Origin of the sequence: Microbispora sp. H11081 (assembly GCF_012999535.1) — a bacterium.
Lineage (GTDB): Bacteria > Actinomycetota > Actinomycetes > Streptosporangiales > Streptosporangiaceae > Microbispora.
In genome coordinates this window covers 239,056-260,379 of sequence record NZ_JABBWV010000010.1, presented here as the reverse complement: position 1 = coordinate 260,379, position 21,324 = coordinate 239,056, and the positions used below count along the sequence as shown (strand labels likewise).

Genomic DNA, 21,324 nt, shown 5'->3' with positions numbered 1-21,324 from the left:
GATCCCCACCCCCACCCCCGTGATCTTGTAGTTTGTCGCACGCATGCCCGCTGACCTGCGCCGATAGCATCCGTGATCTTGCAGTTCTAGGGTCGTACCGACTCTGACCTGCGGAGACATCCTCCGTGATCTTGCAATTACAAGATCACGGATGGTGTAGCGCCAGGCACGGGGGGTGCCGGACGAATCGCTGCATGATCACGAAGGCTTCATCTGCTGGTCGTCGGGGGTGTGTGCGACTTATTGCAAGATCACGACGCGTGTCTCGGCTGGTCGCCGATATCCCATGCGACAAACTGCAAGATCACGGTGGGGGGTTAGAGGTTGAGGGCGACAGAGAGGTCCTTTTTCAGGGCCTCCAGGTCTTGGGCGGCTCTGGTCCGGGCGGCCGGGACGTCATCGTCCTCGACCGGTACGACGACCTCCAGATAGCACTTGAGCTTGGGCTCTGTGCCGCTGGGCCGGACGATGACCCGGGCGCCGCCGGACAGGCGGTAGCGCAGCCCGTCGGTCGGCGGCAGCCCCGCCACCCCCTCGGACAGGTCATCGGCGGACTCCACGACCCGGCCGGCCAACTGGACCGGAGGCCCCGTACGCAGGCGCTCCATGGCCTGCGTGATCAACGACAGGTCCTCCACCCGGACCGACAGCTGGGCGGTCGCGTGCAGGCCGTACCTGCGGGCCTGGTCGTCCAGCAGGTCGAGCAGCGACCTGCCGTCCCGCTTGGCGGCGGCGGCCATGCCGGCGACGACGAGGGCGGCTCCCACGCCGTCCTTGTCGTGGACCGGCAGGCCGGCCTCGGACCCGACGCTGTAGCCCAGCGCCTCCTCGTAGCCGAAGACCAGCCCGGGACCCGACTTCATGATCCACTTAAACCCGGTCAGCGTCTCGGCATGCCGTACGCCGTGGTCGGCGGCGATCTTCGCGAGCAGCGAGGACGACACGATCGAGGTGGCGACCAGCCGGTCGTCTCCGGAGGTGTGCCGCAGGACGTGCTCGGCCAGCAGGCCGCCGACCTCGTCACCGGTCAGCATGCGGTGGCCGCCGCCCGGCAGCGGTACGCCGGCCGCGCACCGGTCCGCGTCCGGGTCGTTGGCGAGCACGAGGTCGGCGCGGGTCGCGGCGGCGAGTTCGAGCGCGAGATCCATGGCGCCCGGCTCCTCGGGGTTGGGGAACGCCACGGTGGGGAAGTCGGGGTCGGGCATCGCCTGCCGGCTCACCATGACAGGCACCTCGAAGCCCGCCGCGCGGAACGCCTCGGACACCGTCGCGCCGCCGACGCCGTGCAGCGGCGTGTACGCGACCGCGATGTCGCGGGCGTCGCCGATGGGAAGCGAGGTGAGGGCCCGCAGGTACGGCACGACGATGCGGTCGTGGTCGAGGGTCTCCCATTCCTCGCCCAGCGGCAGCGCGTCCACCCGGCCCACCACGTCGATGGCGGCGGAGATCTCCTCGTCGATCGGCGGCACGATCTGCGCGCCGTCGCCCCAGTAGACCTTGTAGCCGTTGTCCTGGGGAGGGTTGTGCGAGGCGGTGACCATGACGCCGGCGTCCGCGCCCAGGTGGCGTACGGCGAAGGCGAGCACGGGGGTGGGCCATTTGCCGGCCATGAGCGAGGCGCGCAGGCCCGCCCCGGTGAGCACGCGGGCCGTGTCCGCGGCGAACACGTCGGACTTGTGCCGCGCGTCGTAACCGATCACGACGTGGCGTCCGGGTCCGAGCACGCGGGCCAGCCCCGCCGCCGCGCGCATGACCGTGACCCGGTTCATCCGGTTGGGCCCGGCGCCGAGCGCGCCGCGCAGGCCCGCCGTGCCGAACTCCAGCTTGGCGCCGAAGCGGTCCTCCAGCGCGGCGAGATCGTCCCGCGCCAGGACCGCGTCGAGCTCGGCCCGCGTCTCGGGGTCGGGATCCTGCTCGTGCCACTCGCGCGCCAGCCGTACGAGGTCGCTCATGGATGCTCCCTACAGCTTGTCGACGACCTGGGCGAGCAGGACGCCCATGCGGGCGGCCGTGGCCCGGCCGACCTCCAGGACCTCCTCGTGGTTGAGCGGCTCGCCCACCAGGCCCGCGCCGGGGTTGGTGACCAGGGAGATCCCGAGCACCTCGGCCCCGGCCTCCCTGGCGGCGATCGCCTCAAGCACGGTGGACATGCCCACGAGGTCGCCGCCCATCGCGCGCAGCATGCGGATCTCCGCGGGGGTCTCGTACGTCGGGCCGCGCAGGGCGGCGTAGACCCCCTCGGCAAGGGTGGGGTCGACCGCGCGGGCGAGGTCGCGCAGGCGCTTCGAGTACACCTCGGTGAGGTCGATGAACGTCGCGCCGGTGATCGGGTTGTCGCCGGTGAGGTTGAGGTGGTCGCTGATCAGGACCGGGTCGCCCACCTTCTGGGTCTCCGGGCGCAGCCCGCCCGCCGCGTTGGTCAGCACGACGGTGCCTACCCCGGCCGAGACGGCCGTACGCACCCCGTGGACCACCGGCTCCACCCCGCGGCCCTCGTAGAGGTGCGTACGCCCGAGGAAGATCAGGGCGTTGAGCCCGGAGGAGGTGCGCACCGCGCGTACGGTGCCCGCGTGACCGGCGACCGCGGGAGGGGAGAATCCGGGCAGTTTCGTCACCGCGAGTTCGACGACCGTCTCACCGATCGCGTCCGCGGCCGGGACCCAGCCCGAGCCCATCACGAGGGCGACGTCGAAGGAAGAGATGCCGGTGAGGTTCCTCAGCGTGGTCGCGGCCTCGGCCGCCAGGTCATATGGGGTCACTTTGCTGAGGGTACAGAAGCGCATGAACCCGGCGGATAAGTGCCGGTAGGTGTCAGTCGCCGAGGTTCTTGCAGGGCCGGGTGCGCAGCCATGTCACGTAGTCGTCGGGCGCGCCCGCCTTCTCCGCGGCGTCGGCCAGGATGCCGACGTACCGCGCCGACGGCAGCCCGCCCTCGTAGGAGTCCAGCACGTACGACCAGGCGAGCACGTCGCCTTCCAGTGTCGCGACGCGGAGCCGGACCTTGCGGTAGAGGCCGAGATCGGTGCCCATCCAGCGGTCGAGGGACGCCTCGTCCCACTCCGGCACGTCGTAGAGCACGACGAATACCTGCTCGTCGCCGTCCTCGACTATCGTGGCGAGAGCGCCCTCCCAGCTGACGTCCTCGCCGCCGAAGGTGAGCCGCCAGCCCGGGAGCCAGCCCGTTCCTCGCATGGGCGAGTGGGGCGCCCACTCCGCCATCTGCTTGGGGTCCATGTTGCTGCCGTAGGCCGCGTAAACAGGCACGGCACACAAGCCTAAACCAAGATCCCGAAAGTTGGACGGGTACGCGTGCACCGGGTGCGGCGAGAGAAATCCGCGTAGTCGGCCGGTTACGCGAACCTCGCCGGGAATGCGCAGTCAGGATGCGGGACAATGGAGCATGTGACGAGGATCGTGATCATCGGTGGTGGCCCCGGCGGATACGAGGCGGCCCTGGTCGCCGCGCAACTTGGTGCTCAGGTCACCGTCGTGGAGGAGGAAGGCCCCGGCGGGGCGTGCGTGCTCACCGACTGCGTGCCGTCCAAGACCCTGATCGCCTCCTCCGTCCGCAAGCAGGCGCTGCTCGACGCGTCGTCCCTCGGGGTCCACTTCGACGGCGGGCCGGACGGCGACGCCGGCGGTGTGGCCGTGGACATGATCGACGTGAACAAGCGCGTCAAGGAACTCGCGCTGGCGCAGTCGAACGACATCGCGGCCCGCCTTGGGGCCGAGGGCGTGGAGGTCATCCGCGCCCGGGGCCGACTGGTCGATCCCCAGGTGGTGCGCGCGGGCGACCGTACGATCCGGGCCGACGTGGTCATCGTGGCGACCGGCGCCCACCCCCGCGTGCTGCCAGGGGCCGAGCCAGACGGCGAGCGCATCCTCAGCTGGCGGCAGCTGTACGACCTGGAGGAGTTGCCCGAGCACCTGATCGTGGTCGGCTCCGGCGTCACCGGCGCCGAGTTCGCAGGCGCCTACCGGTCGCTCGGGTCGCAGGTCACGCTGGTCTCCTCGCGGGACCGGATGATGCCGAACGAGGACGCCGACGCGGCCGAGGTGCTGGAGGAGGTCTACCGGCGGCGTGGCATGAACGTCATGGGCCGCTCGCGCGCCGCCTCCGTCAAGCGCACCGAGCACGGCGTCGTCGTGACGCTGGAGGACGGCCGCACCGCCGAGGGCAGCCACTGCCTCATGACCGTCGGCATGGTCCCCAACACGTCCGGGCTCGGGCTTGAGGACAACGGCGTGCGGCTCGACCGCAACGGCTTCATCGAGGTCGACAAGGTGTCGCGGACCTCCGCGCCCGGCGTGTACGCCGCGGGAGACTGCACCGGCGTCCTGATGCTCGCCTCCGTCGCCGCCATGCAGGGCAGGATCGCGGTATGGCACGCGCTCGGCGAGGCCGTACAGCCGATCCGGCTGGCCACGGTCGCCGCCAACATCTTCACCGACCCGGAGATCGCGGCCGTGGGCGTGTCGCAGCGGCAGATCGAGACGGGCGAGATCGAGGCGAACGTCGTCAAGCTGCCGCTGGCCACCAACGCCCGGGCCAAGATGCAGGGCTTCAACGACGGTTTCGTGAAGCTGTTCTGCCGTCCGAACACCGGCATCGTGCTCGGCGGCGTCGTGGTCGCCCCGCGGGCGTCGGAGCTGATCCTGGCCGTGTCGCTGGCCGTCCAGCACCGCCTGACCGTGGACCAGATCGCCCACACCTTCGCCGTCTACCCGTCGTTGTCCGGCTCGATCACCGAGGCCGCCCGCCGCCTCATGTCCCCGCTGACCGCGGGCATCTGACCCCCGTCAGTCCACGCAGGCCGCGCAGACGGGGACGCGGGCGGCGGCCGCCGGACGCGGCCGCAGGGCCCGCGCCGGCCAGATCATCGCCGCGACCATGCACGTCACCAGGGCGAACGCGAACGGGAAGGCGAACGCGCCGGCCAGCCAGCCGGTGACGGGAGGCGCCACGAGCCCCGACATCCAGGTGATCGTCGCGACCCCCGCGACGCCCTCGGCGGGGGTCCGGGCGACCCGGCCCGCCGCCGCGAACACCAAAGGCACGACGACGGCGACGCCGGCGCCGAACAACGCGAACCCGGCGATCACCGGCGCGGGAGTGCGGAAGGCGACCACGATCACGCCGCCGAGTACGGCGGTGACGGCCCCGGCGCGCACGGTCGCGACCGGCCCGAGCCTGCGCACCACGAAGTCCCCGGCGAGCCTCATCGCGACCATGCACGCGGTGAACACGGCGTAGCCGGCCGCGGCGACGCCCGCTCCCGCCCCCGCGACGTTCGTGAGGTAGATCGCCGCCCACTGGCCGCTGGCCCGCTCCGCGAAGGTGGCGAAGAAGCCGATCAGGCCGATCAGCAGGACGGCCCTCGGCGGCACCGTGAATCGCGGCGGCGGCTTCTCGTCCGGGGCCGGCCCGTCGTCGAGGAGGGCACGGCTTCCCGCGGCGCCCGCGGCGATCAGCGACACGGCCACGAGGACCAGATGCGCGCGGGCGTCGAGGCCCGCCTGCGCCGCCGCGGCCCCGACGCCCGCACCGCAGAGGTTGCCCACGCTCCACATGCCGTGCAGGCCGGACATGACCGAGCGGCCCAGCCGCCGTTCGACGAGCACGCCCTGGGCGTTCATGGCCAGGTCGCACATGCCGGCGGCGGCGCCGGACGTGAGGAACACGGGGATCAGCCACAGAGGGCCCGGGGACAGCACGGGGAGGGCCAGGGAGGCGCACCACAGGGCGAGGAGGGTCCGGGTCGTCGCCCTGGGCCCGAACCGGTAGGCCAGCCGGGCGGTCACCGGCATCGTGAGGAACGAGCCGATCGGCGGGCAGAGCAGGACCAGCCCGAGGGCGGCCGTGCCCAGGCCGAAGTGGTCCTGGAGCCACGGCATGCGGGTGGCGAGGGTGCCCGCCACCGCTCCGTGAACGGCGAAGACGAGGGCGATGGCCCGTTGATGTCTGTCTCGCATACGGCTAAATTAACAGGTAGGGTTCCTGATAAAAAGAGGTTTTTCCGTGAAGACCGCGACGCCCCAGCTCGCGCGGGCCATCAACGACCGGCTCGCACTCGATCTGCTGCTGGAACGTGGCCCGCTGACCGCGCCGCAACTGCGCGCGCTCACCGGCCTGTCCCGACCGACCGTGTCGGACCTGATCGAACGCCTCCAGGTCAACGGACTGATCCGGGTCACGGGGGAGAGCGGCGGCGACCGGCGCGGCCCCAATGCCCGGCTCTACGGCATCGTCGCCGACCGGGCCTTCGTGGGCGGTGTGGACGTGCGGCGTGACGTGGTCAACGTGACGGTCGCGGACATCACCGGCGTCACCGTGGGCTCCGCGACGCGGCCGATCGGCGAGAACCTTCCCACGCTGGTCGCGGAGGCGCTCACCGAGGCGGCCGGCGCACGTCCCCTGCACGCGGTCGTGATCGGCGCGCCCGGCATGGTCGACCCGCAGACCGGAGACCTGTCGGCGGGCAACGTCGAGCCCGCCTGGCGGCCCGGGCTCCTCCCGGCCCTGCGTACTCTGGTCGACGCGCCGGTCACCGTGGAGAACGAGGTCAATCTGGCCGCCGTCGCCGAGCACGCCACCGGGGCGGCCGCCGGGCGGGACGATTTCGCGCTGCTGTGGCTCGACGACGGCGTCGGCGCGGCCGTCGTGCTGGACGGCAGGCTCCGCCGGGGCGCCTCCGGCGGCGCCGGCGAGATCGGCTTCCTCGGCCGGCTGGACATCAGGGTGTGCGACCTTCTGAGGGCGCGGGCCGTAGGCGGGGTCGGCCTGCCCGAGCTGGCCGACAGGGTCGCGACGGCCGCGTTCACGCTCGTCGCCGTGCTCGATCCGGGCCTCGTCGTCCTCGGGGGCGCCACCAGCCTCACGGGCGGCGACTCGCTGGCGGCCTTGGTCACCGAGCGCCTGGCGGAGGTCTCGCCGGTCCCCGTGGACGTACGCGTGAGTGGCATCCCCGACAATCCCGTCCTGAGAGGCGCCGTCTCCACCGCTCTCTCGATCGCCCGCGACGCCGCCTTCGGGCAGGGCCGCCGCTGACCGGCGGACGCAGGCCGGCCGGTGACGGCTTCTGCCCGTTGACGGGGGGCGGTCAGCGGCCGTCGCCCACGCCGGACAGCCGTGACCTGACGGCGTGCAGCGCCTGCCGTCCCCGCGCCACGGCCACGGCCGCCGCCTGAAGGTCGTACGGCGTCTGGGCGACGTGCAGCGCCTGCTTGGCCGCCTCGTACGCGTCGAGCGCCGCGCGCCATTCGTTGGTCGGGCCGCTGACCTGGTTGATCTTCATCTCGAAGTCGAGGGTGTCGATCTCCTCGCCGAAGCGGGTCACGTCCTCCTCGGCGGCGTGCCTGGCCACCGCCATCTCGGCCACGAACCGCTCCCTGCGCCGGTGCGAGACGCCCCACAGGATCAGCGTCAGGCTCAGGCCGAGCCCGGACAGGATGACGAGGACGAGCGCGGGTGACAGGCCCTTCTTGAGGGTGCCGTTCCCCGGCATTTCCACGGTCCCCGTGGTCGTCTCGTCCACGGTCGCGACCTCCCCGGACGTGCTCTCTTCGGCGATCGTGCCGGGCGCCACGGCGTCGTCGGGAAGGTCGGTGGGCGTCCCCCTGGCGCCGGTGAGGTCCGCGTCGTCGGCCTGGATGAACGAGGCCTTGTCGACGTTCGCCCCGTGGAAGTCAGCGCCGTCGAGTTCCGCCTGGGTGAGCTCCGCCTCCGACAGGTCGGCGTCCCTGAGCACGGCGTGCTCCAGATGGGCCTGGCTGAGTTTGGCCTCCTCCAGCTTGGCCCGGGTGAAGTCGGCCTTACGGCCCTTGATCTGCCCGAGCGTGGCGTCCTTGAGGTCGGCGTCCACGAGTTTGGCGTCGGTGAGGTTGGCCTGGGTGAGCACGGCCCGGGTGAGGACCGCGCCGGTCAGGTCGGAGTGGGGGAACTCGGCCTGCACGGCGTCCACGTCGGTGAGGATCGCCCCGCGCAGGTCCGCCTGCTTGACCCGCGCCTGGGCGAGGTCGGCGTCGGTGAAGTCGGCGCCGCGCAGGTCGGCGTAGTCGAGATGCGCCTGGCCGAGGTCGGCCTCCTTCAGCGAGGCCTTGCGCAGTACGGCCCCGGTGAGGTCCTTGCCCGTGAGGTCCACCTCGTCCAGCTTCGCGCCGGTGAGGTCGGCGCACCGCAGGTCGAGGGGCAGCGTGACGCTCGTGAGGTCCTTGCCGCGCAGTTTGACGCCGCTGCCCGGCTTGCAGGGAGCCGACGCGGCGTGAACGGGGGTCATGGGAAGGGCGAGCGACGTGAGCGCCAGGGCGGCGACGAAGAGGGGGGCGAAGCGACGCACGGGGGGCCTCCTGAGGGAACGCCCCGAGTCTCCCACGCGCCCTGTACGGGCACTTGCAATCCGCTTACCCCGTCATTGCAAGGTCACGTACGGCATGTGCGCAGGTCGGAGGGGGAGGGTCGTTATTTCTGCATGATCACGAAGCGGATCGGCGCAGGTCGTGCGGCATCTGTGCGACAAACTACAAGATCACAACACGAGGGGGCGGGCCCTGGTGGGTCCGCCCCCTTGGGATGCGTCCTGGGATGCAGCCTTGGACGCGAAGCGCCCGGGTGTTACCGGTGGCTGGGGTTACCAGTCGCCGCCGCCGAAGTCTCCTCCGCCGAAGTCGCCGCCACCCCAGTCGCCGCCTCCGCCGAAGTCGCCTCCGCCGCCACCCCAGTCGTCTCCGCCGCCGGCCTCCATGCCCGCGGCGTACCCGGCGCCGTAGCCGCCTCCGCCGAAGCCGCCGAACGCGCTGCCGAGCATCGTGCCGACCATCATGCCGGTGAGCAGGTCACCGCCGCCGAAGCCGCCGTAGTAGCCGTACGCGTAGGGCTGGTAGGCGGGACCGGCGTCCCAGTAGGGCCTGCGGTGGCCGTTCACCATGACCTCGCGCATCTGCGGGTCGAATCCGCGCTCGATCGCCTCGGCGTCCGCCGCGCAGGCGGGGACGTCGCGCACCGCGCCGCCGGGAGGCGCCCAGTGGACGTTGCGTACCGAGGGGCCGTGCTGCGGGTTGAAGAAGCACGGGGGCAGCCGCTCGGGCAGCGGCTGGTTGTTCACGCGCGCCTTGACGCAGGCCAGCGCGTAGCGGCCGTCCTCCAGCGTCGAGGTCACCGTACGCAGGTCGTCCGGGCGCTTGATCGCGTCGAGTTCGGTCTTGGCCCGCTCGTAGGAGTCGAGGGCCCGCTGCCAGTCGCTGTTGGTCTCGCTCTGCGGCAGCATCTTGACGTCCAGGTCGAGCGCGGTGATCTCCTCACCGAACTTGGTGACGTCCTCCTCGACCGTCTGCTTGACGGCGGCGAGCTCCGCGGCCTCGCGCTCCTCGCGCTTGCGCTTGTTGCGGCGTCCGACGACCCACAGACCGGCACCTCCGACCACGGCGATGCCCAGAATGCCGACGAGCACACCCGAGCCGCCGCCGCCACCGACCGTGCTGCCCTTGGCGCGGGCGGCCTTGACGTCGCCCTCGCGCACCAGGTTCACCCGGTTGACGAAGTCCTGCATTCCGGTGACCACGTCGGTGTTGGAGCTGGTGGCCAGCCGGGTCAGCGTTCCCGCCGCGTTCTTGGGAAGCTCGGTCGACCCGGCGAACAGGCTGTTGCCGTCGAGCAGCGCGACGGTCGCGCTCGACCGGCCTGCCTTGTCGAGTTCGCTCAGGAGTTGCGGGATGTAGGTGCTCACCTGACTCGTGGTCACGCTGCCGTCCGGCATCGCCACCACGTAGATCTTTGACTTCGAGTCCTTCAGCGCCTGGCGGATCTCGTCCTGCTGGCTGGACGAGAGCGGTGATCCGCTCATCACGAACAGCGGATCTTGGGCGTTCTTCCAGGACGACAGGACCGTGGCCGGGTCCGGGGGAGCCGCCGCCATCGCGGCCGGGGCGAGTGCGAGCAGGGTGATGAGCCCGGCGAGCAGCGCCGCCAGGGCGGCTCCCACCCGGCCGAGCGGTGTCTTCATGGTCACGGCTTCAAGCCTCCTTCGCCCTACTGGACGAATGGCAGGGCGCGATGGTTCCTCCACAAGAACCTATCGTTCCGCATGAGTGACGAGGGCATGCGACTTCCGCCCGGTGAGCGGTCGTCGCGCAGGTCACAGAGCCGAGACGGGGCCGAGACGGGATGGAACGGCGGTCCGGCGGCCGGACGCCGCGCTCAGGCGTCCTTGATCTCACACAGGGCGGCCCCGGCCGTGACCGTCTGACCGACGGAGGCGGCCAGGCCGGTGACGGTTCCCGCCTTGTGCGCGGTGAGCGGTTGTTCCATCTTCATCGCTTCCAGGACGACGATGGTGTCGCCGGGCTCGACGGTGTCGCCGTCGGCGGCGACGACCTTCACGATCGTGCCCTGCATCGGGCTGACCAGGGAGTCGCCGCTGGCGGCGGCCTTGGTGCCGCTGCCGCCCGGCCGCCTGGGTGTGGCCTTCTTCGCCGTCTGGGGCGCGCCTGAGCCGGGTGCGCCGAGGCCGGCGGGCAGGACGACCTCCAGGCGTTTGCCGCCGACCTCGACGGTGATGCGTTCGCGTTCGGCCTGCTCGGCGGTGCCTGTCTCGCCCTCATGCGGGGGGATGGTGGTGGTGAACTCGGTTTCGATCCAGCGGGTGTGGACGGTGAACGGGTCGCCGGTGAAGGCGGGGTCGTCGACCACGGCGCGGTGGAAGGGCAGCACGGTCGGCATGCCGGTGATGTCGTATTCGGCCAGGGCGCGGCGGGCCCGCTGCAGGGCCTGGGTGCGGGTGGCGCCGGTGACGATGAGTTTGGCCACCAGGGAGTCGAACGCTTGGGGGACGCTCATCCCGGTCTCGTATCCGCCGTCCAGGCGGACGCCGGGCCCGGACGGCACGCGCATGGTGGTGATCGTGCCGGGGGCGGGCAGGAAGCCGCGGCCGGCGTCCTCGGCGTTGATGCGGAACTCGATGGAGTGGCCGCGCACCGGGGGGTCGTCGTAGCCGAGGGGCTGGCCTTCGGCGATGCGGAACATCTCGCGGACCAGGTCGATGCCGGTGACCTCTTCGCTGACGGGGTGTTCGACCTGCAGGCGGGTGTTGACCTCCAGGAAGGAGATCGTGCCGTCCTGGCCGACCAGGAACTCGCAGGTGCCGGCGCCGATGTAGCCGGCCTCGCGCAGGATCGCCTTGGAGGAGGAGTACAGCAGGTGCATCTGGTCGTCGGTCAGGAACGGGGCGGGGGCCTCTTCGACGAGTTTTTGGTGGCGGCGTTGCAGGGAGCAGTCGCGGGTGGAGACGACCACGACGGTGCCGTGGGCGTCGGCCAGGCACTGGGTCTCCACGTGGCGGGGGCGGTCCAGGTAGCGTTCGACGAAGCATTCGCCGCGGCCGAAGGCGGTGACGGCCTCGCGGACGGCGGACTCGTACAGGCCGGGGATCTCTTCCAGGGTGCGGGCGACTTTCAGGCCGCGGCCGCCGCCGCCGAAGGCGGCTTTGATCGCGATGGGCAGGCCGTGCTCCTGCGCGAAGGCGGTCACCTCCTCCACCCCGGAGACGGGGTCGGGGGTGCCGGCGACCAGGGGGGCGCCCACCCGCTGGGCGATGTGGCGGGCGGCGACCTTGTCGCCCAGGGCGGTGATGGCCGCGGGCGGCGGGCCGATCCAGGTCAGGCCGGCGTCGATGACGGCCTGGGCGAAGCCGGCGTTCTCGGCCAGGAACCCGTACCCGGGGTGGACGGCGTCGGCGCCGGTCCGCGCGGCGAGGTCGAGGATCTTGTCGATGTGCAGGTAGGTCTCGGCCGGGCTCTGCCCGCCCAGGGCGTAGGCCTCGTCGGCCACCCGCACGTGCAGCGCGTCCAGGTCCTGGTCGGCGTAGACCGCGACGCTGGTCAGCCCCGCGTCTCTGCACGCCCGGGCGATCCGTACGGCGATCTCACCTCGATTGGCGATGAGGACCTTCTGCACGGTGTCCGTCCTTCCCTCGGGCCCCTGGTTGCGAGCCTTCTGGATTTTAAGCATCCGTGCTGGCCGGACGGCGCCCGCCCCCGTGCTGAATCGGACCGGCTGCCGGTGCTGTTTCCGCCGATCCCGGGCTTCGTGACCCTAATGCCGGTTTCGAACCGGCATTGCCTGTCAAGTCCGACAGGTTAGGCTGATCACTCATGCGGGGACCCGGCATTCTGGCGACCGTGCTGGCGCTGCTTCTCGTGGCACCGCCCGCGCTTCCCGCCCAGGCGCACGCCGCGCCGGTGCGGTGCGCGCCGCGCAAGGGCGGCATGCAGGTGGCCGAGCCGTGGGGGCAGCGGAGACTCGACCCGAAGCGCGTGTGGCCGCTCACCACGGGCGAGGGGGTCACCGTCGCGATCATAGACAGCGGCGTGGACCTGAAGCACCCGCAGATCCACGTCGCCAAGTCGGTGGACTTCACCGGCACCGGGCACCGCGACTGCGTCGGGCACGGCACGGCGGGCGCCGGGATCATCGCCGCCCGGTATCTGAAGGGCGTTCCCTTCCACGGCGTCGCACCGGGCGTGCGGCTGATCTCGCTGAAGCAGACGAACGACGAGAGCGGCGAGGTGGACACGCTGGCGAGAGCCATCGTGGCCGCGGCCGACCAGGGCGCCGACGTGATCAACGTGTCGATCCAGGCCCAGGACGACCCGAAGCTCCGGCAGGCCGTGGCGTACGCGGTGGGCAAGGACGCGGTGATCGTGGCGGCGGCAGGCAACACGACCGCGGAGGACGGCACGCCGGAGCCCGCCTACCCCGCCGCGTACCCGGGGGTGCTCGCCGTCGGGTCGGCCACCCGGGACGGCAGGCGCGCCGACTTCTCCAACACGGCCACGCCCGTGGCCGTGCTCGGGCCTGGCCAGGACATCACCTCCACCTGGCCGGGACGGGCGTACATGAGCGGGCTCGAAGGCACCAGCTTCGCCGCGCCGTACGTCGCGGGGGTGGCGGCGCTGGTGCGTGCCCGTCATCCGGAGCTGAACCAGGAACGGGTGCGGTGGCGCATCACCGCCACGGCGGACGGCGGCGTGGGGGCGGGCACGGGCGCCGGGATGGTGAACCCGTTGCTCGCCGTCACCGCGATCCTGCCGCTGGAGGCCGTCGACGCTCCCGTCATCGCGCCGCCCGCGCCGGCTCCGCTGCCGGCGGACGCGGTGAGCAAGGCGGCTCAGGTCGACCAGGGGGCGATCGACCTGGCGATCGCGATCGCGTTGGGGGCTCTGTGCGCCGTGGGTCTGGTCGTGGCCGCGCGGGTGTTCGTCCCGATGGGCAGGCGCAGGGGATGGCGCCCCGGCCGCGAGAGCTGACATGTCGATTTTTAGTTAGTTGACCGTTCAATGTTTTGGGCTGGCGAAAACTGCTGCTTTGTGTCGGGTGCTCTTGGTTGAATGATCCTTATCAGGTCACTTTTTCAGAAAGGACTGAGATGCACCCTTTACGGCCGGGTGATCCCGAGCAGATCGGCGAATACGCCATCCTGGGACGGCTGGACGAGGGGCCCCGCGGCGACGTCTATGTCGGCAAGGAGTCCGGCGACGACGCCCCTGTGCGGGTGATCAAGCTGTTGGCCGCAGATCCGGGTTCGGGGCAGAGCGTCCTCGACCGGCTCACCGTGGCCACCCGTGTGTCCAGCTCATATGTGGCCCGCACGATCGCGGCGGGCCTGCACGGTGATCGGCCCTACGTCGTAAGAGAACACGTCGAGGGGCGCAGTCTGGCCGCCGCCGTCGCGGCCGGGGGTCCCCTCTCCGGCGAGGCGCTCGAACGGGTCGCGGTGGGCCTGCTCACCGCGTTGACCGCCGTGCACCTCGCCGACCTCGCGCACGGCGCGCTCACCCCGCACAACGTCATCGTCGCCGACGACGGGGTCAAGCTGACCGACGTCGCCGTCGGCCCGCCGCTGGGCGAGCCTGCCTACCGCGCTCCCGAACAGATCAGGGGCGGGCGGTACGACGCGTACGCGGACATGTTCGCCTGGGCCGCCACGGTGGTCTTCGCGGCGACCGGACGGCCGCCGTTCCCGCAGGATCCGCAGGCGGTGCTGAACGCGCAGCCCGATCTCGGCGGCCTGGAGGAGCGGCTGCGCCAGGTCGTGCTGCCCGCGCTGGCCAAGGAGCCGGGGCAGCGCCCGACCGCCTACGCCGCGATGCTGCGACTGCTCGGCGGCGACGCGGGGGCGCAACCGACCTCGGGCGTTGTCCTGCCCCCGCAGGCGCCGCAGCCCGCACAGGGACCGCAGCCCGTCCAGCCGGCGCAGTGGTCACAGCCGCCGATGCCCCCGCAGGCGCCGAACCCGCACCCGTCACAGCCTCCGCTGCCCGTCCAGGCGGCGCAGCCGGCACCGCCGCAGCCGTCACAGGCGCCGCTCGGAGGGGTCCCTGTGCCGCCGGGCTCGCAGCAGACGTGGGGCCCGCCTCCCGTTTCTCAGCAGCCCCCGCAGGCGCCGGCCGCCTCCTGGCAGCCGCCCGCCCTGCCGGAGCAGCCCCCGCAGCAGACCTGGGGGCCGCCGACCACGCAGGGCCAGGTCGAGCCGGCCAAGCGCAGGCAGTTCCCCGTCGGTCTCGCGGCGGCGGTCGGCGCCGTCGTCCTGCTCTCCGGAGCGGGCCTGTGGGGCGCGGGCCGCTACGCCGAGGTCCAGTTGTCGCCTGCGGCGGCCGAGCGCACCACCGGGCAGAACGGCGGCTCCGGCGGCAAGGCGGCCGCGGACCTCACCGACGCCGGTGGCGGGACCACGGGCGGCGGGGCCGGAGGCGGCGGGCAGAACCCGACGCCGGCGCCGCAGGTGACGGTGCCGTGGGCGCTGACCTCCGACGACCCGGACGCCCCGGTGCAGCCCCTGGTGCTGCCGAGCGAGTGGCCGACGGACGGTCCGGTGACGCCGGAGCTCACCTCGGTCCCGACCCCCGGGCCGATCGTTCCGGTGCCGACCCAGCCGGTGGTCCCGCCGCCGCAGCCGCCCGGCCAGCCGCAGCCGACGGTCCGGGTGACGACCACCGCCACGGTCATCGCGACGCCCAGCCCGGTGCCCAGCCCGGTGCCGACCGAGCCGACTCCGCAGCCTCCCGCGACGGCGTCGCCGAGCCCGGCGCCCACCGAGACGCAGGAGCCGGTGCCGAGCCCGGACGAGCCGAGCGTGCCCAGGCGGCCGAGATGGTACGGGACGCCGTCGCCGACGGCGGCCGATCCTTCGCCGAGCCCGACGTTCGCGCCGACGCCACCGGCGACCACGCGTCCCACCGCGCCGCCCACCACGCCGCCCACCGTGCCGCCGACCGTACGGCCGACGGTCACGAGGACGGTGACCCCGCCCAAGCCGACGGCGACCGCGAAGCCGACGGCCACGGTGAAGCCGCCGACCCAGGCGCCGAGGCCGACGCGCAGCGCCGCTCCGGTCAGGAACCCCTACACCCCCGAGCAGGTCTGCGGGACGGGCTTCCAGGTGCAGCGCGCCAGCACCATGGCGGGCGGCGCCGTCTACCAGCTCTACAACGCGAGCACGGGGGAGAACTGCGTCGTCACCATGAAGACGGTCGACGTCGGCAAGGCGACGCCCGTCTCCGCGACGCTGGAGGTTCAAGGTGGCGCGAGCCAGACCGACAGAGGTGAGTACGAGTACTACGCCGGTCCGGTGAAGCTGCCGGCCAAGGGCAAGTGCGTCAGGTACCACGGCCGCGTCGGCGGTTCCGCCGCGAGCGCCGACTGGGGCAACTGCGGCTGACACCGCGGCTGACCGATTCACCCGAAGGCCGGGCGGGCGAACCGCCCGGCCTTCCGTCTGCCCGGCGTTCCCGGCAAGCCGTACCGGTCCTGGGGCATGCCCCGCACGCTCCCCGGGCAAGCCCCCGCGCGGGCTCCGGGCGGCCCTTGGCGGCCCGGGATGAAGTCAGTAGCCCCGGTAGCCGGTGCCGGTCTTCATGCCCACCACACCGGGAACGGCCGAGACCGAGCCGTAGCGCTCGATGGCGTACCGGACGCCCGCGACGATGTTGTCCACGGGATTCCAGATGTCCTTGTGGCCAGGCAGGGACCAGCGGTCGAACGTCGGGTCGATGGTCTGCATCAGGCCCTTGGACGGGATGCCCGCGGCGGCGTTCGAGTCCCAGTTGTTGATCGCGTGCGGGTTGCCGCCGGACTCGTGCCGGATGATCAGCCAGATGTCGTCCCGGTTCATCTTCTCGGCATGGTAACCCCGGGCCCTGAGGATCGCGATCGCCTGCTCGATCCACTCCTTCACCTGGCCCGTGGGCGCCGGCCCGCCGCCGGGCGGAGGCGGCCCGCTGGGGCCGTAGCCGCCCGAGCCGCCCGATCCGCCCGCGCCGCTCAGGTTCGTCGTGCCGTACGACGTGGGCACGGGGTTTCCCTTGCCGGCCTGGGTGACGGTGTAGCCGGGGTCGCGCCGCCAGTCCACGGTGTGGCCCTGGCGGGGTACGAAGTCCTGGTTGCCCGGGTCCGGGATTTTGGCGAAGGTGAGCCCGCCGTCGCGGTAGTCGCCGCCCAGTTGCCTGCCCAGCGTCTTCGTGGCGTCGCCGACCGCCGTGGTCACCTGCTCCAGATGCGGCCGGGCGTCCTCGACGCCCCTGGAGACGATGGCGCGCAGCCCTTTGGTCAGCTCCTCATCCGTGGCGTCCTTGTTGCGGGTGCGGTAGGCCGCCGCGTCGGCGACCACGCCCGCGCAGATGCCGTCGATCTTCGACTTGGCGCTCTCCAGCGCCGTGGCGACCTTCTCCAGCGCGCCCGCGCACGCGGTCAGCGCGTCGTGCAGGCCGTCCGCCGCCTTGCCGTACCTGTTCATGTATCCCACGAAGGCGTCGGCGGACCGGCCCTGCCACGCGGCGTCGACGGTGCGCACGGCCCGGCCCACGCCGCCCGCGTAGTCCTGCGCGTCGCGGGCCGCGCCGCGCCACTTCCGGGCGATGTCGCGGATCTCGCCGGGGTCGCCGTTCACCTTCTCCGCCATGGCGGACAGCTCGGCGCCTCCCGGCAGATCCCCGACGCTACTCATGCCCGCATCGAGGTGGACGTGGCCGTGTTGGCCGTGCGGACGTTGTCCTGCACGCTCTCCAGCGCTCGTTCCACGCCCTTCAGCTTGGTTCTCGCGTCGGCCACCTCCGCGGTCAGCGCGGCGAAGGCGGTGTCGATCGCCCCCGCCAGCACCGCGGCGCCGTCCACGCTTCCGAAGGCGGCGGCCCGGGTGGCGGGGGTCTCGGGAAGCCCCCCGTGCAGGGTCTCGTACTGGCCGCTGGCCTTGCTCACCGCCGTACGGCAGCTTTCCAGCGCCTGGAAGTGGATGTCGAAACCGGCCACGTACCGCTCCTTTCCGCCCGTCACTCGCCGTCGGCGGGAGGCAGGAACGCGGTCTGGGCGAGCCGCGCGCCGAACCTCCTGTCGACGTGGTAGCCCCGGCCGGGCGGCAGCGGGTGCGCCCGGACGTTGCCGAACAGGTAGCCCTCGTCCTTGTTGCCGGACAGGATGACGGCGGGGCTCGCCATGTCCTTCAGCTTCTGGATGACCGGGTCGTACATGGCCCGTCCCGCGCCGCCCATCTGCCGCGACAACACCAGGTGCAGCCCGATGTCCCGCGCCTGCGGCAACAGATCCACCAGGGGCAGCAGCGGGTTGGACGACGTCGCGACCAGGTCGTAGTCGTCCACGACGACGTAGACGTCCGAGCCCTGCCACCAGCTCCTCGTCCGTAGCTGCTCGGGGGTGAGGTCGGCCGGCGGCAGGCGCTTGAGCAGGGCCCCGCGCACGTTGCCGATCAGCTCCTGGGCGGCTGTGCTCGACGCGGCGTAGCCGATGCGGTGGGCGGTCGCGGCCGAGTCGAGCAGCGACCTGCGGTAGTCGACGACGATCATCATCGCCTCGTGCGGCTCCCGCCTGGCCACCAGCCCTTCCGCGACGAGCCGCAGCAGGTTCGACTTGCCGCTCTCGGTGTCGCCCAGCACGACGAAATGCGGGTCTGCGTCGAAGTCGAGCAGCACGGGCGAGAGCGTCGCCTCGTCGATGCCGATGGGGATCTTCTGCCCCGTCTCTCCCGGACCGGGCAGCGAGGCGGCGGGCAGCACCGGCGGCAGCAGCCGGATCGCCGGCGCGGGCGGCCCCTGCCAGGCGTCCCTGACGGCGTGCACCAGCCCGCGGACGCCCGCGGCGAGGTCCTCGGAGCTCTGCACTCCGTCGATCCTCGGCAGCGCGGACAGGAAGTGCAGCCCCTCCTTGGTGAGCCCGCGTCCCGGCATGCCCTCGGGGACCGCCAGCGACGCCTTCCTGTTGACCTCGGACTCGTAGGCGTCGCCGAGCTTGAGCTCGACCCTGGTGCCGAACAGGTCGCGGATGCTCGCCCGGAACTCCGACCACTTGTTGGTGGCGGCGACCACGTGGATGCCGTACCCGAGGCCGCGCGCGGCGATGTCGGTGACGACGGGTTCGAGCGACTCGAACTCCTGCCTGAGCGTCAGCCAGCCGTCCACGACCAGGAACACGTCGCCCCAGCCGTCGCCGTCGCGGCCGGACTCGGCCCGCATCCGCCGGTAGGCCGCGATCGACTCGATGCCGTGCTCGGCGAAGTCCGCCTCGCGCCGCTCCAGGATCGACGAGATCTCGGCGACCGTACGGCGGACGCGGTCGGCGTCGAGACGGCTCGCCACGCCGCCCACGTGCGGCAGCGCCTCCAGCGAGGCCAGGGAGCCGCCGCCGAAGTCCAGGCAGTAGAACTGCACCTCGCGCGGCGTGTGCATCAGGGCCATGCTCGTGACCAGGGTCCGCAGCGCCGTGCTCTTGCCGCTCTGCGTGCCGCCCGCGACGCCGACATGCCCCGCGCTTCCCGACAGGTCCAGCCAGTAGGGGTCGCGGCGCTGCTCGAACGGCCGGTCGACGATGCCGACGACCGCGTGGAGCATCCCCCGGCCGCCCCAGCCCGCCGTGGTCAGGCCGTGCTCGGGGGTGACGGACAGCGGCGGCAGCAGGTGGGCCAGCGTCGGCGACTCGGCCAGCGGGGGCAGCCAGATCCGGTGCGCGGGCGGGCCGTGGCCGGTGAGCCGGCCGACGACCACGTCGAGCAGGCTGTGCCTCGGCCCGTTGGGCTGCTCCTCGGCGGGCGCCAGCTCCCTGGACGGCTCGGTCACCTCCACGGGCGCGAAGGCGGGGCCGTACTCGACCACCTCGCGTACGGGCCGCCCGGCCTCGCCGGGGGCGGACCGTCCAGGGTCGGCGTGGTGGGGGCCGGACACGTAGGCGGCCTTGAAACGGGTCATGCCCGTGGTGTCGTACTTCAGATAGCCGTTGCCCGGCGCGGGCGGCAGCTCGTAGGCGTCGGCGACGCCGAGGACGACCCGGCTCTCCATCGCGGAGAACGTGCGCAGGCCGATGCGGTACGACAGGTGGGTGTCGAGGCCGCGCAGCCGGCCCTCCTCCAGGCGCTGGGAGGCCAGCAGGAGGTGCACGCCGAGGGAGCGGCCGAGCCGTCCGATCATCACGAACAGGTCGACGAACTCCGGCTTGGCGGTGAGCAGCTCGCTGAACTCGTCGATCACGACGAAGAGGGTCGGCATCGGCTTGAGGTCCGCGCCCTGCTCCCTCGCCCGTTCGTAGTCGCGCAGCGAGGCGTAGTTGCCCGCGGCGCGCAGCAGTTCCTGGCGGCGCACCATCTCGCCGTGCAGCGCGTCGTGCATGCGGTCGACGAGCGGCAGTTCGTCCTCCAGGTTGGTGATGACCGCCGACACGTGGGACAGGGAGTCGAGCCCGAGGAACGTCGCGCCGCCCTTGAAGTCCACCAGCACGAAGTTGAGGATCTCCGAGGAGTGCGTGATGGCCAGGCCGAGCACCAGGGTGCGCAGCAGCTCGCTCTTGCCCGAGCCGGTCGCCCCGATGACCAGGCCGTGCGGCCCCATGCCGCCCTGCGCGGACTCCTTGATGTCGAGCTCGACGACCCGCCCGTCCGCGCCCAGGCCGATCGGCACGCGCAGCCGGTTGCGGCCCGCGCGGGGCTGCCAGATCACCGCGGGGTCGAGGTGGACGGGGTCGCCCACGCCGAGCAGGTCGGTCAGCGAGGTGTTCACGCCGAGCACGTCCTGCGTCTCGCCCTGGGCCCCCGCGGAGGCGCGCAGCGGCGCGAGCTGGCGGGCCAGCCCCTCCGCCTGCGGATAGCCCAGGCGGTCGGGGTCGCCGAGCCGGTTGCCCGACCGCCGCCCCGCGTGGTCGATCTTGATCATGTGGAAGCCGTCGGGCTGCACGTCAAGCCGGAGCGTGATCGCCTCGGGGACCGGTCCTGTCACGCCGGACAGGTCGATCACGGTCACGCCCTGGATGGCGTCGGAGCCGAGCTGGCTGTCGTGCGGCACGTGCCCGCCGTCCACGATCACCACGTGGTACGGCAGGGCCTCGGCGGAGGCGCCCGGCCGGAACCTGGCCCGCTCCCTCAGCTCCTCCCCGACGAGCGCGTCGAGGTGGCCGAGGTTCTCCGCCATGAGCCTGACCTGGCCCGCGGCGTCGGCCTGCTCGGGGTGCAGGGCGTGCGGCAGCCACTTGACCCACTCCCAGTGGGGCATCCACTCCTTGCTCGCGCAGATCATGATCCGCATGTCGTCGGGGGAGTGGAAGACGACGAGCTGCGCGATCACGGCCCGCACCAGCTCGCGCAGCGCGGCGGGGTCGCCGGTGAGGTGGATGCGGGCGAAGGAGTGCAGGGCGACCGCCACGGGCAGCCCCGACACCGTGGCGTGGGCCCGGACGAACCTGCGCAGCGCGCCCGCCGACAGCGCGTCGAGGTCCTCCACCGGCTTGGTGTCCGGCGGGACGAGCTGGATGGCGAGCTTCTGCACGCCGGTGCCGAGCCGTACGGTCGCGAAGTCGTCGTCGCGCGGCCTGCGCTCCCACAGGCGTGGGCCCATCGCGATCCACCACAGCGACTCGGGCGGCGGGCCGCTCCACTCCAGCGCCTCCCGCTGCTGCACGGCCGCCTTGCGGACCTTCCTGCGGATCTGCGACAGGTAGCGGAAGTAGTCGCGGCGCAGCCCGTTGAGGCGGTTCCTGCGCTCACCGGCGTTGCGCCCGATCTGGCCCACGCTCATGCCGAGCATGGAGACGGCGAACAACCCGCTCGCCACGTACATCAGCGGGCTGCCGGTGCCGCCCGCCGTGAACATCAGCGCCATCGCGGCACCACCGGCCATCATCGGCACATACGTGAGCACCCCCATGAGGCCCTGCGGCTGGACCTCGGGAATCTCCGGTGGGGATTCCAGGAGAATCTCACCGCGGGGCGGTTTGGGGCCCGGGCGGCGCTCGGGGCGCGAGACGACAACAATGCTCATCTGACTGACTTTTCTACCAGGTTT

Annotated in this window: 14 protein-coding genes; 4 read left to right on the top strand and 10 right to left on the bottom strand. The window is 72.2% G+C overall.

Annotated elements, in window-relative coordinates; all coding sequences use genetic code 11:
- Positions 1-317: 317 nt before the first annotated feature.
- Genes HHX31_RS24270 through HHX31_RS24260 form a run of 3 tightly spaced genes read right to left on the bottom strand, consistent with a single transcriptional unit; the run spans position 318 to position 3,264 of the window.
- Positions 318-1,952, bottom strand: a complete 1,635-nt coding sequence (locus tag HHX31_RS24270) for a phospho-sugar mutase (protein ID WP_169950636.1) — start codon at positions 1,950-1,952, stop codon at positions 318-320.
- 9 nt (positions 1,953-1,961) lie between these two features.
- Entirely contained in the window at positions 1,962-2,759 is a 798-nt protein-coding gene (locus HHX31_RS24265) for a purine-nucleoside phosphorylase (RefSeq protein ID WP_396711570.1), read from the bottom strand.
- Positions 2,760-2,811: 52 nt separating this feature from the next.
- Positions 2,812-3,264: a gamma-glutamylcyclotransferase gene (locus HHX31_RS24260; RefSeq protein ID WP_169950634.1), complete on the bottom strand. Its 453-nt coding sequence runs from the start codon at positions 3,262-3,264 to the stop codon at positions 2,812-2,814.
- Between the two features lie 138 nt (positions 3,265-3,402).
- Here HHX31_RS24260 and HHX31_RS24255 point away from each other — a divergent pair, with 138 nt between their 5' ends.
- Positions 3,403-4,794, top strand: a complete 1,392-nt coding sequence (locus HHX31_RS24255) for an NAD(P)H-quinone dehydrogenase (RefSeq protein ID WP_169950633.1) — start codon at positions 3,403-3,405, stop codon at positions 4,792-4,794.
- 6 nt (positions 4,795-4,800) lie between these two features.
- Here HHX31_RS24255 and HHX31_RS24250 read toward each other — a convergent pair whose 3' ends face one another.
- On the bottom strand, positions 4,801-5,973 hold the full coding sequence (locus HHX31_RS24250; RefSeq protein WP_169950632.1) for an MFS transporter: 1,173 nt from the start codon (positions 5,971-5,973) through the stop codon (positions 4,801-4,803).
- A 46-nt stretch (positions 5,974-6,019) separates the two neighbouring features.
- Between HHX31_RS24250 and HHX31_RS24245 the strand changes: the two genes are divergently transcribed.
- Positions 6,020-7,048, top strand: coding sequence for an ROK family transcriptional regulator (locus HHX31_RS24245; RefSeq protein ID WP_169950631.1), 1,029 nt, complete (start codon positions 6,020-6,022; stop codon positions 7,046-7,048).
- Between the two features lie 52 nt (positions 7,049-7,100).
- On the opposite strand, the gene HHX31_RS24240 is transcribed toward HHX31_RS24245, so the two are convergent.
- From HHX31_RS24240 to HHX31_RS24230, 3 genes are all read right to left on the bottom strand, one after another.
- Entirely contained in the window at positions 7,101-8,336 is a 1,236-nt protein-coding gene (locus tag HHX31_RS24240) for a pentapeptide repeat-containing protein (RefSeq protein ID WP_169950630.1), read from the bottom strand.
- 291 nt (positions 8,337-8,627) lie between these two features.
- Complete coding sequence (locus tag HHX31_RS24235; RefSeq protein ID WP_211590266.1) at positions 8,628-9,998, bottom strand: hypothetical protein; 1,371 nt, start codon at positions 9,996-9,998, stop codon at positions 8,628-8,630.
- A 194-nt stretch (positions 9,999-10,192) separates the two neighbouring features.
- On the bottom strand, positions 10,193-11,947 hold the full coding sequence (locus HHX31_RS24230; RefSeq protein ID WP_169950628.1) for a biotin carboxylase N-terminal domain-containing protein: 1,755 nt from the start codon (positions 11,945-11,947) through the stop codon (positions 10,193-10,195).
- A gap of 197 nt (positions 11,948-12,144) precedes the next feature.
- Here HHX31_RS24230 and HHX31_RS24225 point away from each other — a divergent pair, with 197 nt between their 5' ends.
- Together HHX31_RS24225 and HHX31_RS24220 are read left to right on the top strand one after the other, a co-directional pair.
- Complete coding sequence (locus HHX31_RS24225) at positions 12,145-13,299, top strand: S8 family serine peptidase (protein ID WP_169950627.1); 1,155 nt, start codon at positions 12,145-12,147, stop codon at positions 13,297-13,299.
- Between the two features lie 119 nt (positions 13,300-13,418).
- A complete protein-coding gene (locus HHX31_RS24220; RefSeq protein WP_169950626.1) occupies positions 13,419-15,710 on the top strand; it encodes a serine/threonine-protein kinase in 2,292 nt (763 codons plus the stop codon).
- A 165-nt stretch (positions 15,711-15,875) separates the two neighbouring features.
- Here HHX31_RS24220 and HHX31_RS24215 read toward each other — a convergent pair whose 3' ends face one another.
- From HHX31_RS24215 to eccCa, 3 genes are read right to left on the bottom strand one after another with little or no spacing between them, the layout of a single operon-like run.
- The gene (locus HHX31_RS24215) at positions 15,876-16,994 is read right to left on the bottom strand and encodes a WXG100 family type VII secretion target (RefSeq protein ID WP_169950625.1); all 1,119 of its coding nucleotides are present in this window, start codon (positions 16,992-16,994) and stop codon (positions 15,876-15,878) included.
- Positions 16,991-17,296 (bottom strand): hypothetical protein, encoded by a 306-nt coding sequence (locus tag HHX31_RS24210; protein ID WP_169950624.1) that lies wholly within the window; start codon positions 17,294-17,296, stop codon positions 16,991-16,993. The genes HHX31_RS24215 and HHX31_RS24210 overlap by 4 nt, the downstream gene beginning before the upstream one ends.
- A 20-nt stretch (positions 17,297-17,316) precedes the next feature.
- Positions 17,317-21,300: a type VII secretion protein EccCa gene (gene eccCa, locus HHX31_RS24205; RefSeq protein WP_169950623.1), complete on the bottom strand. Its 3,984-nt coding sequence runs from the start codon at positions 21,298-21,300 to the stop codon at positions 17,317-17,319.
- Between the last annotated feature and the right edge of the window lie 24 nt (positions 21,301-21,324).

Coding starts and splice junctions, on each gene's coding strand:
- HHX31_RS24270 (WP_169950636.1), bottom strand. CDS start 1,952: ATGAGCGACCTCGTACGGCTGGCGCGCGAGTGGCACGAGCAGGATCCC.
- HHX31_RS24235 (WP_211590266.1), bottom strand. CDS start 9,998: ATGAAGACACCGCTCGGCCGGGTGGGAGCCGCCCTGGCGGCGCTGCTC.
- HHX31_RS24225 (WP_169950627.1), top strand. CDS start 12,145: ATGCGGGGACCCGGCATTCTGGCGACCGTGCTGGCGCTGCTTCTCGTG.
- eccCa (WP_169950623.1), bottom strand. CDS start 21,300: ATGAGCATTGTTGTCGTCTCGCGCCCCGAGCGCCGCCCGGGCCCCAAA.
- HHX31_RS24250 (WP_169950632.1), bottom strand. CDS start 5,973: ATGCGAGACAGACATCAACGGGCCATCGCCCTCGTCTTCGCCGTTCAC.
- HHX31_RS24220 (WP_169950626.1), top strand. CDS start 13,419: ATGCACCCTTTACGGCCGGGTGATCCCGAGCAGATCGGCGAATACGCC.
- HHX31_RS24215 (WP_169950625.1), bottom strand. CDS start 16,994: ATGAGTAGCGTCGGGGATCTGCCGGGAGGCGCCGAGCTGTCCGCCATG.